The sequence below is a fragment of the Paenibacillus sp. USDA918EY genome (genome assembly GCF_009870825.1).
In the GTDB taxonomy this organism is placed as follows: Bacteria; Bacillota; Bacilli; order Paenibacillales; family Paenibacillaceae; genus Paenibacillus_AQ; species Paenibacillus_AQ albilobatus.
Window position 1 is genome coordinate 18,202 of the sequence record NZ_WTWY01000026.1, and the last position, 15,923, is coordinate 34,124.

Annotated in this window: 14 protein-coding genes; all 14 read left to right on the plus strand. The window is 53.8% G+C overall.

Going from position 1 to position 15,923, the window contains the following annotated elements; all coding sequences use genetic code 11:
- Window positions 1–60 precede the first annotated feature (60 nt).
- Entirely contained in the window at window positions 61–915 is an 855-nt protein-coding gene (ispE, locus tag GQY55_RS29170; RefSeq protein WP_160045431.1) for a 4-(cytidine 5'-diphospho)-2-C-methyl-D-erythritol kinase, read from the plus strand.
- Between the two features lie 206 nt (window positions 916–1,121).
- Window positions 1,122–1,952, plus strand: coding sequence for a pur operon repressor (gene purR, locus GQY55_RS29175; protein ID WP_160045432.1), 831 nt, complete (start codon window positions 1,122–1,124; stop codon window positions 1,950–1,952).
- Between the two features lie 192 nt (window positions 1,953–2,144).
- Complete coding sequence (gene spoVG / locus GQY55_RS29180) at window positions 2,145–2,429, plus strand: septation regulator SpoVG (RefSeq protein ID WP_036712730.1); 285 nt, start codon at window positions 2,145–2,147, stop codon at window positions 2,427–2,429.
- A gap of 120 nt (window positions 2,430–2,549) precedes the next feature.
- Entirely contained in the window at window positions 2,550–3,932 is a 1,383-nt protein-coding gene (gene glmU, locus GQY55_RS29185; RefSeq protein WP_201452268.1) for a bifunctional UDP-N-acetylglucosamine diphosphorylase/glucosamine-1-phosphate N-acetyltransferase GlmU, read from the plus strand.
- Window positions 3,933–4,061: 129 nt separating this feature from the next.
- Entirely contained in the window at window positions 4,062–5,015 is a 954-nt protein-coding gene (locus GQY55_RS29190) for a ribose-phosphate diphosphokinase (protein WP_160045434.1), read from the plus strand.
- 94 nt (window positions 5,016–5,109) lie between these two features.
- Window positions 5,110–5,670, plus strand: coding sequence for an aminoacyl-tRNA hydrolase (pth, locus tag GQY55_RS29195; protein ID WP_160045435.1), 561 nt, complete (start codon window positions 5,110–5,112; stop codon window positions 5,668–5,670).
- 88 nt (window positions 5,671–5,758) lie between these two features.
- Window positions 5,759–5,989: an anti-sigma-F factor Fin family protein gene (locus tag GQY55_RS29200; RefSeq protein ID WP_160045436.1), complete on the plus strand. Its 231-nt coding sequence runs from the start codon at window positions 5,759–5,761 to the stop codon at window positions 5,987–5,989.
- Window positions 5,990–6,159: 170 nt separating this feature from the next.
- Entirely contained in the window at window positions 6,160–9,684 is a 3,525-nt protein-coding gene (mfd, locus tag GQY55_RS29205) for a transcription-repair coupling factor (protein WP_160045437.1), read from the plus strand.
- Entirely contained in the window at window positions 9,671–10,780 is a 1,110-nt protein-coding gene (locus tag GQY55_RS29210; protein ID WP_160045438.1) for a peptidylprolyl isomerase, read from the plus strand. Before mfd ends, GQY55_RS29210 begins: the two co-directional genes overlap by 14 nt.
- A gap of 237 nt (window positions 10,781–11,017) precedes the next feature.
- Entirely contained in the window at window positions 11,018–11,560 is a 543-nt protein-coding gene (gene spoVT / locus GQY55_RS29215) for a stage V sporulation protein T (protein WP_160045439.1), read from the plus strand.
- Window positions 11,561–11,696: 136 nt separating this feature from the next.
- Window positions 11,697–13,343 carry a putative polysaccharide biosynthesis protein gene (locus tag GQY55_RS29220; RefSeq protein WP_160045440.1) on the plus strand — a complete coding sequence of 549 codons (1,647 nt, stop codon included), beginning with the start codon at window positions 11,697–11,699 and terminating at the stop codon, window positions 13,341–13,343.
- A gap of 103 nt (window positions 13,344–13,446) precedes the next feature.
- A complete protein-coding gene (gene mazG / locus GQY55_RS29225; RefSeq protein WP_160045441.1) occupies window positions 13,447–14,937 on the plus strand; it encodes a nucleoside triphosphate pyrophosphohydrolase in 1,491 nt (496 codons plus the stop codon).
- A 278-nt stretch (window positions 14,938–15,215) separates the two neighbouring features.
- Window positions 15,216–15,488, plus strand: coding sequence for an HU family DNA-binding protein (locus GQY55_RS29230; RefSeq protein ID WP_160045442.1), 273 nt, complete (start codon window positions 15,216–15,218; stop codon window positions 15,486–15,488).
- 1 nt (window position 15,489) lies between these two features.
- Window positions 15,490–15,768 (plus strand): RNA-binding S4 domain-containing protein, encoded by a 279-nt coding sequence (locus tag GQY55_RS29235; RefSeq protein WP_160045443.1) that lies wholly within the window; start codon window positions 15,490–15,492, stop codon window positions 15,766–15,768.
- Window positions 15,769–15,923: the final 155 nt, after the last annotated feature.

Sequence of the window (15,923 nt, forward strand, 5' to 3'; positions counted from 1 at the left end):
TACAGTTTGATATAATGATTTGAAGCTGATACGAGGGAAACTTAAGGGTGGGTGAACGCCTTGAAAATTTACGAAAAAGCACCGGCCAAAATCAATTTGATGCTGGATGTATTACATAAACGGCCTGACGGCTTCCATGAAGTCGAAATGGTCATGACGATGGTCGATTTGGCGGACAGGCTGGAAATGTCGGCGCTGCCCCGGAACACGATAATCATCACAAGCCAAGCGGGCTACATACCGCTCGATGAGAAAAACCTGGCTTTTCAGGCCGCGCGGCTGATCAAGGACCGATATGATGTTCAAAGCGGCGTTCATATCCACTTGGACAAAAAAATTCCGGTGGCCGCGGGTCTCGCGGGAGGCAGCAGCGATGCGGCCGCGACCTTAAGAGGTTTAAACCGGCTGTGGAACTTGAATATCCCCGTACATGAGCTGCAGGAGCTTGGAGCCGAACTGGGATCGGACGTTCCTTTTTGCGTGACGGGAGGCACCGCGCTGGCGACGGGTCGGGGCGAAAAGCTCACCAAGGTGGATAATCCGTTAAGCTGCTGGGTCATTTTGGCCAAACCTCCGATCAACGTTTCAACGGCGGAAGTGTACGGCAAATTCAGGGTGGCTGACGTGAAGGAACATCCATCCGCGGGAAAAATGGTTGAGGCGCTTCAGGCCGGCGATTTCGGCGCCGTATGCGGCCGTCTCGGCAACGTGCTTGAGGAAGTGACGTTGAAGCTTCATCCGCAGGTCAGTCAGCTGAAAGAAGCGATGCTGAAGCTTGGAGCCGACGGAGCGCTCATGTCGGGAAGCGGCCCGACCGTGTTTGGACTCGTCTATAAGGAATCCAAGGTTGCGCGCATTTACAACGGGCTTCGCGGGTTTTGCCGGGAGGTCTATGCGGTGCGGCTCTTGACCTGATAGGTCTTGCCGAAACAAACCGTCCATAAGGGTTCGGGCCATGATTTCGGGCCAGGATATCCTTGTACAAACACGTACAAAAATGCTATATTTATACTGTTTATTCGGATTTTGCACATGGAGAAACGAAAAAAGGATGGCTTGACCAAACAATGGCGTTTTGGCCCGGCCATCGTTCATGAATAAAGTGATAGCGAGGAATTTTCGTGAAAAAATTAAAACGAAGCGCGCGTCTGGTCGAGATGACCCAATATCTGCTGTCCAGACCTCATACTTTAATCCCGCTCACCACGTTTGCCGACCGGTACGGGGCTGCCAAATCCTCGATCAGTGAAGATCTGGTGATCATCAAGGAGGTATTCGAGGACGAAGGCATGGGAGAACTGATGACCCTGGCCGGAGCCGCAGGAGGCGTGAAGTTTATTCCGAAGATTCCGAAGGACCAGGCGCTGGTATTTGCGGAGGAGCTGTGCAGCCAGCTGCAGCAAAAAGACCGGATCCTTCCCGGAGGTTACCTGTACATGTCGGATCTGCTCGGAGAACCGTCTTTAATGAACGAGGCGGGCAAAATATTCGCCACCGCCTTTGCCGATCAGGAGATCGACGTCGTGATGACGGTAGAGACCAAAGGGATTCCGCTCGCATATGCGACCGGGGCCCAGTTGAATTTGCCGGTCGTCCTGGTTCGCAGGGACCATCAGGTTACGGAAGGCTCGGCTGTGAGCATCAATTACGTGTCAGGCTCGCATAAGAGCATCCATACCATGTCGCTTTCGCGGCGTGCCCTGAAGGAAAAGTCCAAAGTTCTGATCGTGGACGATTTCATGAAAGCGGGCGGAACCATCCAAGGCATGGTGGATCTGCTGGCCGAATTTGATGCCGAAGTCGCAGGCGTGGGCGTATTGGTGGAATCCGGCGAGGTGAACACCGAGGAACGGCTTCTGCATGACTACGTCTCGTTGGCCACCTTGACCAACGTCGATGCCAAAACGAAAGAAATCGACGTAAAACCGGGCAACTATTTTACCAAAAAATGATCGGACGAGGACCTGACGAAAATTGTCGATTCGAACATTTTGGGAACGAATAGTTCCGAAGTCTGTCGACAATCTCATTTCTATAAAAAAATTCCTGAAATTAGGACATTTTGTTGCTCCAAAAAAGAGGATTTTGAACTGCTGTGTGGAATTATACACCAAGTCTCTGATGGAAAAAGGTGGTGAACACACATGCAAATTACGGATGTCAGACTCCGCCGAGTCAACTCTGAGGGGAGAATGAAGGCAATCGCGTCCATTACCATTGATAACGAATTTGTGGTTCATGATATTCGGGTCATCGATGGCAACAATGGAATGTTCGTTGCTATGCCGAGCAAGCGCACTCCTGACGGGGAATTCCGCGACATCGCCCATCCGATCTCTTCCGGTACACGGGAGAAGATCCAAACGGCCGTGCTGGCGGAATATGAACGCGCTGCCAATGAAGAAGAAGTGATTGAGGAAGGCGCTTAAGGTTCACAATTGGGGTTCAAGGAAAAGAGAGCCAGACTTATGGCTCTCTTTTCTTTTTGCGGAGAATACGATATATTCTTAAATGAGTTTAAGAGTGGGAGGTCAAGATCCTTGAAAAGAATGGCGATTGTTCTTGCCGCAGGGCAGGGTAAACGAATGAAATCAAAACTGTACAAAGTGCTGCACCCCGTCTGTGGAAAACCTATGGTAGGGCATGTGCTTGATACTGTAAAAGAAGTCGACTGCGAGCGCAGCGTCGTTATCGTAGGCCATGGTGCGGAAGCCGTCCAATCTTATCTGGGTGAGGCCGCTGAATACGTGCTGCAGGAGCAGCAGCTCGGAACGGGCCATGCCGTAAAAATGGCAAAGGATCTCCTAGGATCGGAACAAGGCTCAACGATCGTCATTTGCGGAGATACGCCGCTTGTTACTCCGGAAACGCTGAAGGCTCTGACCGAGCTTCACGAAAGCAACAAGGCGGCTGCAACCGTGTTAACGGCATATACGGAAAATCCTAAAGGGTACGGACGCGTCATCCGCAGCGAGAACGGAAGCGTTCTGCGCATCGTGGAACAGAAGGATTGCTCGCCGGAGGAAGATGCTGTACGAGAGTTTAATACAGGCACGTATTGTTTCGATAATGCCAAGCTTTTTGCGGCACTTGATAAAGTAACGAACAATAACGCGCAGCAGGAATACTACTTGACCGACGTGATCGGAATTTTGGTCGGCGCAGGCGAAACGGTTCTTGGATACATGACCGACGATTACGCCGAATCGATCGGCGTGAACGACCGTCTGGCTCTTTCCGAAGCCGAACGTTTGATGCGCGAACGCATCAACAAGCGCCATATGCTGAACGGAGTAACGATTATCGATCCGACGTCGACCTATATTGGCGCAGATGTCAAGATCGGCTCCGATACCGTGGTTCATCCAGGTACGGTACTCAAAGGACATACCGTTATCGGCGAAGACTGCGAAATCGGTCCGCAAAGCGACATCAATGATTCGGCCATCGGCGACGGCGCCGTTATTAAGCATTCCGTGCTCGATCAGGCCGAAGTCGGCAGCCGTACGACCGTCGGTCCTTTTGCATATCTGCGTCCGAAGGCTCAGTTGGGCGAAGACGTCAAGATCGGCGATTTCGTGGAGATTAAAAATGCGAAAATCGCCGACGGTTCGAAAGTTTCGCATCTTAGCTACATCGGCGACGCGGTCGTAGGGAAAAACGTCAATGTCGGCTGCGGTGCGATAACGGTCAACTACGATGGGTATAATAAATCCATAACGGAAATCGAAGACGATGCTTTTATCGGCAGCAACGTGAATTTAATCGCCCCTGTGAAGGTTGGAAAAGGTGCTTACGTGGTTGCGGGATCAACCATTACGCATTCGGTCCCTGAAAACGATCTGGCCATCGCCAGAACGCGCCAGGAGAACAAACCTGGATACGCTGAAAAAATCCGTGCCCGCGCAAAGGCAAAAAAAGACAAGCAGTAGCATTCGCGCCAAAAGGATGATTAAATAGTAATAGAGGATTAATTCTATTTTCCCAAACCAGCATCATTGTTCAAACGGCAATGGAGACAGGCATGAATTCAATGAACCAGCACGGAGGGTTTTTATTTTATGACTTATTGCGATTCGAAACTCAAAATTTTTACTTGTAACTCCAATCCGAAGCTCGCGCAGCAAATAGCCGATTATATCGGGATTCCGATGGGCGACTCCCACACGACAAGCTTCAGCGACGGCGAAATCCAGGTGAAGCTGAACGAGAGCGTCCGCGGTTGCCACGTGTACGTGGTGCAATCGACCTGCGGCCCGGTCAACGACAATTTGATGGAGCTGCTGATCATGGTCGATGCGCTGAAACGCGCCTCCGCCAAAAGCATCAACGTCGTGATTCCTTACTACGGTTATGCGCGTCAGGACCGGAAAGCGCGTTCCCGCGATCCGATTACGGCGAAGCTGGTCGCTAACCTCATTGAAAAAGCGGGAGCGCACCGCGTCATCACGATGGATTTGCACGCGATGCAGATTCAGGGATTTTTCGATATCCCGGTGGATCACCTGCTCGGCGTGCCGATTTTGGCCCAATATTTCCGGTCGAAGCAGATCGAGAATCCCGTTGTCGTATCTCCGGACCACGGCGGCGTCGTGCGTGCGAGAAAGCTGGCGGATTTCCTGAACGCGCCGCTGGCGATTATCGATAAACGCCGTCCGGAACCGAACGTCAGCGAAGTCATGAACATCATCGGTAACATCGAGGGCAAGACTGCGATCCTTATCGACGACATCATCGATACTGCCGGCACCATTGTCCTCGGCGCCAACGCGCTGATGGAAGGCGGGGTCAAGGAAGTATACGCATGCTGTACGCACCCGGTATTCTCCGGCCCTGCGATGGAACGCCTTGAAAACTCTCCGCTGAGTGAAGTGATCGTGACGGATACCATTCCGATCACGCACCCTGACCCAAGCCAAAAAATCAAAGTGCTTTCGGTAGCTCCGCTTATGGGCGAAGCGATTATCCGGGTTCATGAAGAACTGTCGATCAGCAAGCTGTTTGAAATCGAATAAATGGATGGCGACGAAAGAGGGTTATGTTTTCCGCGAGAGAAGGAAAATATAACCCTTCTCGCCATATACCCCCGCATGGAGGAATGGAAACGAAATGAAATGGATTGTCGGACTGGGGAATCCCGGTTCAAATTATGAAAAAACGCGTCATAACGTCGGTTTCATGATGCTTGACGCTTTGGCGAAGCGCCATGGAATCAAATTCGGACCAAGCAAGTGCAAGGCTTTGATCGGCGAAGGGTTTATCGGCACCGAAAAAGTCGTGCTGATCAAGCCGATGACGTATATGAATTTATCGGGCGAAGCCGTTCGGGCTTATATGGACTATTACAAAGCCAAAGTCGAGGACATGATCGTCGTGTATGACGATTTGGATACGGAGATCGGCAAAATCAGGCTGCGGTACCAGGGCAGCGCCGGCGGCCACAACGGCATCAAGTCGATTATCCAGCATACCGGAACGCAAACGTTTAACCGTATTCGCATGGGCATATCGCGTCCGGAGCCCGGTTTTGCCGTCGTGGATTACGTGCTTTCCGCTTTTCCGAAAAAAGAAAAGGATCTGCTCGAAAGCATGATAGAACGCGCCTGCGATGCGGCGGAATTCAGCCTCGACCATACCTATGAGCAAACAATGGCGAAGTTTAACGGCTAAAGCCCGGGGCATGCTTTCCTAAAACAGGGCTAAACCGAGCGCAGGGCGGGCATAATGAGGGTATAAATCACCTTCAGGAGGCATATAGATGGCTATAAATTATATCTGCCGGCACTGCCGAACCCAGCTCGGGAGTCTTGATTCGTCTTTGGTGACCGACGCGCAGCTCGGTTTTCATTCCTTGACCCCTGCGGAACGGAGAGATATAATAGCGTATGATTTAAGCGGAGACGTTACCGTCAAGGTCATCTGCGATTATTGCAGGGAAGCGCTGGAGAACAATCCGGAGCTGAGCCTAATCACAAATCCGCTCCAATAAATATACTAAAGGGGATACCCGATGTATCGGGGCCTCGGCAGTTTTGCTGAGGCTTCTTTTCGGTATTCCCTGAGCGTGCCTATTGGCAAATTTTTCAGTAAATCGGATTTTAAATATCGATAGGATTTTTGCGAAATCCGTAAAATGTTAGCATGAGAGAGGTGCCCCTTTTGTTACAAGCACTAATAGAAGCGTTTTCCAAAGATCCGGATTTACAATCCGTTATCGCCGGCGTGAAGTCCGGCATGAAGGAACAGCTGGTGTCAGGGCTGTCCGGCTCCGCACGGCAGATGATGCTGGCGGCATTGGTCGAGGAAGTCAAGCGGCCGATGCTGATCGTCACCCACAATATGTTTTCTGCGCAAAAAATCGCGGAGGATTTACAGGAAGCGCTTTCTTCGGATCGCGTGCTGCTTTATCCGGCCAACGAGCTGGTAGCCGCCGAATCCGCGGTATCCAGCCCCGAAACGCTGGCCCAGCGGATCGACGTGCTGATGAAATGCGCCCAAGGTTTTACCGGAATTGTCGTGGCGCCGTTTTCCGGCGTCCGGAGATTTTTGCCTGCTCCCGAAGTGATGGGCGGCTCGCAAATCCGGATCGAGGACGGCGGGACGCTGAACGTCGAGGACTTCATGCTGCGCATGATCGAAATGGGATACGAACGCGTGGAACGCGTCGAAAGCAAAGGCGAAATGAGCCTGCGCGGCGGCATCGTCGATTTCTACCCCATGACATCGGAGCTGGCCTACCGGGTGGAGCTGTTCGATGAAGACGTCGATTCGATCCGGACCTTTGATCCGGCGGACCAGCGTTCCATCGACAAAGTGAAGGAAGTAACGATTACGCCTTGCAAAGAGATTATTGCGGACCGGCAGCGTTTGGTCCAAGCCGCGGAAGCCGCCGGACATTTGCTCGAGGAGCAGCTCGGAAAAATGACGGACCGTCAGGCCAAGCTTCGACTGACCGAGGAGATGAACCGGGAGATGGAGCTTTTGCGCGAGCATGTCTATTTTCCGGAAATCTATAAATATATTTCGCTTCTTTATCCCGAGCGCAAGACATTGTACGATTACATGCCGAAAGACACCTTACTGATTCTGGATGAGCCCGCCCGCCTGTTGGAAACGGCAAGACAACTCGAGCGCGATGAGGCCGAATGGAATCTGCATTTGCTTCAGAACGGTAAAACGTTGCCGCAGCTGCATCTATCGGTGGAAAACGAAGCGGTGCTCTATCATCGTCCTTTCCAGACGATTTTTATGTCCATATTCCTGCGCCAGGTGCCGCACACCCAACCGCAAAACATTTTGAACTTCATCAGCCGCGGCATGCAGGATTTCCATGGACAGATGAACGTGCTCAAATCGGAGATGGAACGGTGGCATAAATCCGGCGTCAAGGTCATTATGCTGGCAAGCGGCGAGGAACGGCTGGAGCGCATGCGGCGCGTGCTGCAGGATTACAACATCGAGGAGCCTGTCATGATGCAGGGCAACCTGCAGACCGGCTTCGAAATGCCTTCGATCCATCTCGCGGTTATCACCGAAGGTGAAATGTTCTCGCAAAAGCAGCGCAAAATCCGCAAGCACGGCAAAAATATGGACAATGCCGAACGCATTAAAAGCTATACCGAGCTGAAGGTCGGCGACTATGTCGTTCACCAAAACCACGGGATCGGCAAGTACATGGGCATCGGCACGCTTGAAATCAACGGCATCCATAAAGACTACATGCACATTTTATATGCCGGCGGCGACAAACTTTCCGTACCGATCGAGCAGATCGATCTGATCCAGAAATACGTCGGTTCCGAGGACAAGGAGCCTAAAGTATACAAGCTGGGCGGCAACGAGTGGAACAAAGTCAAAAGCAAAGTCCATTCGTCCGTGCAGGATATCGCGGATGACCTGATCAAGCTGTATGCGGAACGTCAGGCGACGCCGGGATATGCGTTCGAAAAGGATACGGCGGAGCAGCGCGAATTCGAGGAAATGTTCCCGTATGACGAAACCCGGGATCAGCTGCGGGCCATTGAAGAAATCAAAAAGGACATGGAGAAAAACCGTCCGATGGACCGGCTTCTTTGCGGCGACGTGGGTTACGGCAAAACCGAGGTGGCGATTCGCGCGGCCTTTAAGGCGGCGATGGAGGGCAAGCAGGTAGCGGTGCTCGTTCCGACGACCATTTTGGCGCAGCAGCATTACGAGACGTTTCGCGAACGTTTTTCAGGATACCCGATCAACATTCAAGTGCTTAGCCGTTTCCGTTCCCGCAAGGAGCAGAACGAAACGATCAAAGGAATCCGCCAGGGTACGGTCGACGTCGTCATCGGCACGCACCGCCTGCTGTCCCAGGATCTCGTGTTCAAAGATTTGGGACTGTTGATCGTGGACGAGGAGCAGCGGTTTGGGGTGACCCACAAGGAAAAGCTGAAAAAGCTGAAAACCAACGTGGACGTGCTGACCTTGACGGCGACGCCGATTCCGCGCACGCTCCATATGTCGATGCTTGGCGTCCGCGATTTGTCGGTCATCGAAACGCCGCCGGAAAACCGGTTCCCGGTGCAAACCTATGTGGTGGAGCACAGCCAGACGCTGGTTCGCGAAGCGATCGAGCGGGAGCTCGGGCGCGGAGGCCAGGTGTACTATCTGTATAACCGGGTACAGGGCATTCAGGAGATGGCGAGCCAAATCAGCGCGCTGGTGCCTGATGCCAGAGTCGGCGTAGGCCATGGCCAAATGTCCGAATCGGAGCTGGAAAAAACGATCCTCGACTTCCTGGACGGCGAATACGACGTGCTTGTCAGCACAAGCATCATCGAAACCGGCGTCGACATCCCGAACGTCAACACGCTGATCGTGCATGATGCCGATAAGATGGGCTTGTCCCAGCTTTACCAGCTGCGCGGACGCGTCGGCCGGTCCAACCGGATTGCGTATGCTTATTTTACGTACCAGCGGGACAAGGTGCTCACGGAAGTGGCCGAGAAGCGCCTGCAGTCGATCAAGGAGTTCACGGAGCTCGGTTCCGGCTTCAAAATCGCCATGCGCGACCTGTCCATCCGCGGCGCGGGAAATCTGCTCGGGGCGGAGCAGCACGGTTTTATCGCGTCGGTCGGCTTCGACCTCTACTCGCAGATGCTGGCCGAGGAAATCAAAAAACGGAAGATCAGCGTGCTTGGCGAGAAGGAAGAGCCGTCAAAATCCTGGAATACCGTCATCGACATCGGGATCGACGCTTATTTGCCCGCGGATTATATCTATGACAGCATCCAAAAGATCGAAATTTACAAAAAGGTGGCGGCCGTCGGCACGTTCACCGATGAAAAAGAGCTGGAAGACGAGCTGCTTGACCGGTTCGGGGAACTTCCCGAAGCGGTGGTCAACCTGCTTGCGGTCGCCCGTTTGAAAATATACGGCAAAATGTGCGGCATCGACTCGGTTACCCGGCGCGGCGACGATCTGATGCTGAAGTTTTACGAAGGCCAGGAGAAAAAAATCAGCAACGCAAAACTGGCCCAGGTTGGCAATCAGTTCGAAAGACGTGTACAATTTGAGCAGGAGTCTCATTTGTTGATCCGCATCAAAGGCAAGGGACTCGACGACAAGCAGCTGCTGGGTTTGCTGGAGAACTTCCTGGCTGCCATCAGCGAGCTGTTTAAATCGAAGGAGGAACTTCAGGATGTCGTTCAATAACAGGAAGGCATGGAAAGCGATCCTGTTCACGGTGATCTCGGCCATGATCCTTTCCGTACTGGCTGCCTGCGAAAAAAGCGATTCCGCGAGTCCGAAAGACAAGGCGGAAAACAACGATACGAGCAAAGTGGTGGCAACCTACAAGGGCGGCAAAATCACGGCGAAACAGCTTGAAACCCAGAAAAAGATCATTTCTTTCACATCTCCGGAAAACGCCCAGTTGGTGAATCTCGGTTATTTTCAGGACTTTTTGGTCAAGCAGATGATTGCGTTCGACTATTTGAGCGGCAAGGCGGCGGACTCCTCGAAAAAAGAAGGGGAAAAGCAAGCCGACCAGCTGATTGAGCAAAATAAAAAAAATATGGGCGACGAGCAGTTCAAAAAAGAGCTGGCGGCCCAAAACCTGAAGGAAGAAGACCTGCGGAATTATTTGGTCAAGACGATGACCGCGATGGAAGACATGAACAGCAAGGTCACGGAAGACGAGATCAAAAATAAATTCGAGGCCAACAAGCAGGATTACACGGTCGCAACCCTTCATCATGTGCTGATCGGTTTGCAGTACGGCGACAAAAAGGAACGCACCAAGGAGGAAGCCCTCAAAATCGCCAAGGACGTCAAATCCCAGCTGGACAAGGGAGCGGATTTTGCGGAAATCGCCAAAACATATTCCGACGATTCGGCGACCAAGGAAAACGGCGGGTTGTACGAGAATTTTACGGTCGGCCAGTACAACATCAACGGATTCAAAGAGCAGGTGTTGACGCTGCCGCTGAACAAAATCAGCGATCCGTTCGAAACGACGCTCGGCTACCACATCGTGAAGGTGGATTCCCGTAAGGAGACGACCTTCGACCAGCTCACCAAGGAACAGAAGGAAATCATCAAATACAATTTGGGAGCCGCCAAGATCGACAATTTCATTCAAAACCAGCTCAAAGACATTATTCAGAAAATCGATCTGCCAAAAACGGATGCGAAGCAGCCGGAGGACAGCGCGAAGAAGGAGAAGACCGGTTCGGAAGCAAAGGACGGGAAATCTCCGCAGCCTTACACGGAGAAAGTCGAGAAGGCTGAAGGCACAAGCGGAAAATGACAAGGCTTAAGCGGCATCAAACGCGGAGAAATCCGCGTTTTTTCGTGCCGAAAAAACGGGGTGGGACCGGCGGTACAATCTGTATCGGACCGCAACTATTCATTCCAAGATCATGTATAAGGAAATGGGAAAGGATGAATACTATGGTCAGATATCACACTTATATTACTGGGACACACATCTTCCCATCCGAACAGTAGTTGAAAAATCTTCTCGAGAAAGCGGGGCAACATGTCAATGAAAGCTACTGGAATAGTCCGCCGTATTGATGACCTGGGCAGAGTGGTCATCCCAAAAGAAATTAGACGAACACTGCGTATCCGCGAAGGAGATCCGCTTGAAATTTTTGTAGACCGCGATGGTGAAGTGATTTTGAAAAAATACTCCCCGATCGGAGAACTTGGCGATTTTGCCAAGGAGTATGCCGAATCCCTCTACGAAGGCACAGGGCATACCACCATTATTTCCGACCGGGATACCTATATTGCGGTAGCGGGCGGCTCCAAAAAGGAGTATCTGGAGAAACCGATCGGCACTCCGATCGAAAACTGTATGGATAATCGCAAAACGCTGCTTGAGACCGGCTGCGGCAGCTACGAAATTACGAAGGACCATCAGGAAACGCTGTCATCTTTCGTGGCCGCGCCGATCGTTTCCGGCGGCGACCCGATTGGAGCGGTCATTCTGCTCAGCAAGGACGACTCCGTCAAAATGTCTCAGCTCGAAATCAAAATGGCTGAAACCGCGGCTGCATTTCTTGGCAAACAAATGGAGCAGTAATAACGGCACACTCCCGCTTCGGGGCTGCATCGTCAGCCGCACCGGACAAGCGGGAGTTTTTATGTGCGCGTATTCCCAGGTATAATGAAGAGAAGCTTTAAGGCTGCACAAACTTGGGAGAAGTAGGGAAACAGGCATGAAGGAACCGGGGACATCCTCGAAAATACTGCAAGGGGCGTTTGTGCTCGGCATCGCCATGGTGCTTTCGAAGCTGATCGGAACGCTGCAAAAGATACCGCTGCAAAACATGGGCGGGGACGCCGTTTTTGGTATATACAATACCGTTTATCCGTTGTATACGTTGATCATCACGGTGGCGCTGGCCGGATTTCCGTCGGCGATCGCCAAGTTCGTCGCGGAGGACGCGGCGCTGGGCGGGCACGCCCGGAGCAGGCAAGTCATCCGCATCGCCTCCGCCGCGTTGATCTGTTCAGGCGTGTTTTTCGGTGCCGCCGTTTATTTCGGCGCGCCTTTCATCGGCATGCTCATCGGCAACCAGAGCGTCGTTCCGGCGCTTCGGGCTTCCTCGCTTGCGCTGCTGTTCGTCCCGCTGATGACCGGTCTCCGGGGCTTTTTTCAAGGCTACCAGAACATGATGCCGACCGCGGTATCGCAGATCGCGGAGCAAAGCGCGCGTGTCGCGGTGATGATCGTTCTGCTCGTTTATTTGACGTCGGCGGGGGCTTCCGCAGAGACGATTGCCGCAGGGGCGCTTTTGGGTTCGGCGGCCGGCGGGGCCGCAGGCCTGCTTGTCATGGGAGGATACTGGAGGGGGTACGCCCGGAAAGGCAAGCATTCCGGAGGGGCACAGGCGGAAACCCATGCCAAGAAGGAACGGCTCCGGCGGTCCGGAGGCCGTTTGTTGCTGGATCTGCTGAAATATGCCCTCCCGGTGTGCCTCGGTGCGCTCGCCATTTCGCTCGTGAACCTGGCGGACACGTTCACCATGCCGCGGCTGCTGAAAAGCGGCGGAGCCGGCGAAGCGGGGGCGATGATTCAGTTCGGCATATACAACCGCGGCATGCCGGTGGTGCAGCTGGTGACGATGCTGGCGACCTCGTTGTCGGTGTTGTTCATCCCGGCGTTGGCGGAAGCGAAGGCGACCGGAGACAAGCGGCTGATCGCCGAACGGTGCCGTCTTTCGCTGCGCTGGTTCTGGCTTGTCGGCATGGCCGCGTCCATCGGGATTGCGGTGCTGGCCGGGCCGATCAACGTCGCGCTGTACGAGGACGGGACAGGCACCGGCGTCATCCGCTGGATCGCCTTCACCGCTGCGGGCAGCGCGCTGAGCATCATTTCCGCCGCCCTGCTGCAGGGCCTTGGCGTCGTAAAAGCGCCGGCGCTGCACCTGCTGGCCGCGGCGGCGGCAAAGACGCTGCTGAACCTGCTGCTTGTTCCGCAGCTGGGCATTTCCGGCGCGGCCATCGCCAGCGTCGCCGCGCATTTCCTGGCCGCAGCGCTTAATATCGCGCTGCTCGCCCGCACGGCCGGCCTGCGGATCCGGGCAGGCCGGGCAAGCGCCAAGCCGGCGGCGATTCTCGCCGGCTTGGCGCTGGCGGCGGGCGCCGCCATGCTCGCTGCGGACGCTTTGCTGTCCGCGCTCGGGCTGCACGCCCGCCTGACGGCCGCCGCGGCCAGCCTTGCCGGGGCCGCGGCCGGGGGCGCCGTCTTCCTCGTCGGCGCCGTCCAAACCCGCCTGCTCAGCGAGCAGGAGCTGCGCATGGTGCCCAAGGTCGGCGCTCCGCTCGCCGGCCTGCTGCGCAAGCTGCGTCTCTTGGCATAAGCCGTACGCCATGGAGCCGATATTTTTTCTGTTATAGAGCCATGATATAGTATAGCTACTACCAAATACCGGAAGAATGGTAAATAGAGCGGGGGAATGAAGGATGAGTGCATCCATAACCATCGTCGGCCTGGGTTCGGGGAATCCGGACCGCCTAACGGTCGGCATCGTGAAACAATTGCAGCAGGCGTCCGAGGTGTACGTCCGGACGAAGGAACACCCGATGATGTCCGTACTGGACGAGCTGAAGGTTGCGGTTCGGTCTTTTGACTATATTTATGAAGCGAAGGATTCGTTTCCCGAAGTGTACGCCGCTATCGCGGAGGCTTTGATGGAGAAGGCCGCTTCCGGTTCGGACGGCAGCGTTATCGTTTATGCCGTGCCGGGGCACCCGATGGTGGCCGAATCCACCGTGCAGCTTCTCCGCGACCGCTGCGCCGGCGAAGGGATCGGCCTGAGCATTCTCGGCGGAGAGTCCTTCCTGGACGAAGCGTTCGTCCGCCTCGGATTCGACCCGATCGAAGGTTTTCAGCTGCTCGACGCGAGCGGGCTGAACGCAAGCTTTCTCCAGCCGCAGCTGCATACCGTGATCGGACAAGTATATGACGCTTTTACGGCTTCCGACGTCAAGCTTGCGCTGATGGAGCTGTATCCGGACGACTACACGGTCATTGTCGGCCACGCGCTTGGCGTGGAAGGGCAGGAGCGGATCATCCGGGTTCCGTTGTACGAGCTGGACCGCGTCGAGGGCTACGGCAATTTGTCCCTCGTCTACGTGCCAAAAAGCGAGGATGATATGCTGCGCCAGCGGACCTTCGCCCGACTGCACGAAATCGTCGGCATTTTGCGAAGTCCCGAAGGATGCCCTTGGGACCGGGAGCAGACGCACGAGTCGATCCGCAAAAACCTCATCGAGGAAACGTATGAAGTGCTGGAAACGATCGACGAAGACGACCCCGAGCATATGCAGGAAGAGCTTGGCGACTTGCTGCTTCAGGTGATGCTGCATTCCCAGATGGAGGAGGAAATCGGCACCTTCAGCGTTTTTGACGTCATTCAAGGGCTGAACGACAAGCTCATTTTCCGCCATCCGCACGTGTTCGGCAAAACAGAAGCGGAGGATGCCGAAGCGGCGCTGCAAAATTGGGAGCAGATGAAAGCCGAGGAAAAACGGCGCAAAGGCATCGATCCGGAAGAGGCTTCCGTGCTGGACGGCATTCCGAGGGATCTGCCGGCGCTCATGAAAGCATACAAGCTCCAGAAAAAGGCCTCCAAGGTCGGTTTCGACTGGGAGCGGATCAGCGACGTGTTCCTCAAAATCGAGGAAGAACTGGCAGAGCTTCGCGAAGCCGTCGACAAGGGGTTTTCCCGGGAAGAACAAATCAGCGAGCTTGGAGACCTGCTCTTCGCCGCGGCCAATGCCGCACGCTTCCTGGATGCCGATCCGGAGGAGGCTTTGTCCAGAACAAACCGCAAATTCGTCCGCAGGTTCCGTTATATCGAGGAACAGCTTAGAGCTCAAGGCAAACCGATTCAGGAAAGCACGCTCGAAGAAATGGACGCCATTTGGCAACAGGCGAAAAATCAGGTATGATAAGGATTCGATCAGCCTAAAAGGTCTGCGCTGCTCCGCAAAAATCAACGTCAATTTGAGAAAGGTACGCCGAATCGACGTTTTGTTACAAGGATTTCCTCGGGGAATCTAAATTTTTGACGGAATCAGGCAGGAATTTTGGCATTACACCAAGAATAATGATACGCATGAAGGATTTTGCAAAAATCCTAACATGAAGAGGCGTCCGCATTGCCGCATGTTCTGCGTCAAGGACGCGCCTATACTTATTTTTTTGTATATTGGGAGGATAATAATTTATGAACAAGACAGATCTGATCAACAACATCGCGACTAAAAGCGGCTTGACTAAAAAAGACGTGGAATCCGTACTGAACGGCTTCCTGGGCGAAATCACCGATGCTTTGGCAAGCGGCGACAAAGTGCAGCTGATCGGTTTCGGCACGTTTGAAACCCGCAAACGTTCCGGTCGTACCGGCCGCAACCCTCAAACCGGCAAAACGATCGAAATTCCGGAAGCTAACGTACCTGCGTTCAAAGCAGGCAACAAGCTTAAAGAAGCCGTAAAATAAGATGCGCGTCGACAAATTCCTGAAGGTATCCAGGCTGATCAAACGGCGTACCGTAGCCAAGGATGTCTCGGATCAAGGGCGGGTTCTCATTAACGGCCGAGAAGCGAAGCCCAGCAGCACGGTGAAGGTCGGCGACGAAATTACGGTGCAGTTCGGACAGAAGCTGGTCACCGTAAAGGTGGAGCGCCTGGCCGAAAGCACCCGTAAGGACGAGGCGGCAAGCCTGTACTCCTTGGTCAAGGAAGAACCGATCGCAAAAGACAACGGTTTGAATTGGTAACCCGAAGCACGTTATAATCCGCATATAAAAAGCACCCTCCGGATTCGTTCCGGCGGGTGCTTTGCTTTTTCCCGCGAATCAGAAAGAAGCGCCTGCGCCTGGTTCTAAACTGCATTCCCCGCCCATAAGCTATTGGTAAGAAGGAGGGGTACATG

Bases quoted from the DNA above. Each gene is read 5' to 3' on its own strand.
- spoVG (WP_036712730.1), top strand. From the start codon at position 2,145: ATGCAAATTACGGATGTCAGACTCCGCCGAGTCAACTCTGAGGGGAGA.
- glmU (WP_201452268.1), top strand. From the start codon at position 2,550: ATGGCGATTGTTCTTGCCGCAGGGCAGGGTAAACGAATGAAATCAAAA.
- GQY55_RS29190 (WP_160045434.1), top strand. From the start codon at position 4,062: ATGACTTATTGCGATTCGAAACTCAAAATTTTTACTTGTAACTCCAAT.
- pth (WP_160045435.1), top strand. From the start codon at position 5,110: ATGAAATGGATTGTCGGACTGGGGAATCCCGGTTCAAATTATGAAAAA.
- GQY55_RS29200 (WP_160045436.1), top strand. From the start codon at position 5,759: ATGGCTATAAATTATATCTGCCGGCACTGCCGAACCCAGCTCGGGAGT.
- GQY55_RS29210 (WP_160045438.1), top strand. From the start codon at position 9,671: ATGTCGTTCAATAACAGGAAGGCATGGAAAGCGATCCTGTTCACGGTG.
- spoVT (WP_160045439.1), top strand. From the start codon at position 11,018: ATGAAAGCTACTGGAATAGTCCGCCGTATTGATGACCTGGGCAGAGTG.
- GQY55_RS29220 (WP_160045440.1), top strand. From the start codon at position 11,697: ATGAAGGAACCGGGGACATCCTCGAAAATACTGCAAGGGGCGTTTGTG.
- mazG (WP_160045441.1), top strand. From the start codon at position 13,447: ATGAGTGCATCCATAACCATCGTCGGCCTGGGTTCGGGGAATCCGGAC.
- GQY55_RS29230 (WP_160045442.1), top strand. From the start codon at position 15,216: ATGAACAAGACAGATCTGATCAACAACATCGCGACTAAAAGCGGCTTG.
- GQY55_RS29235 (WP_160045443.1), top strand. From the start codon at position 15,490: ATGCGCGTCGACAAATTCCTGAAGGTATCCAGGCTGATCAAACGGCGT.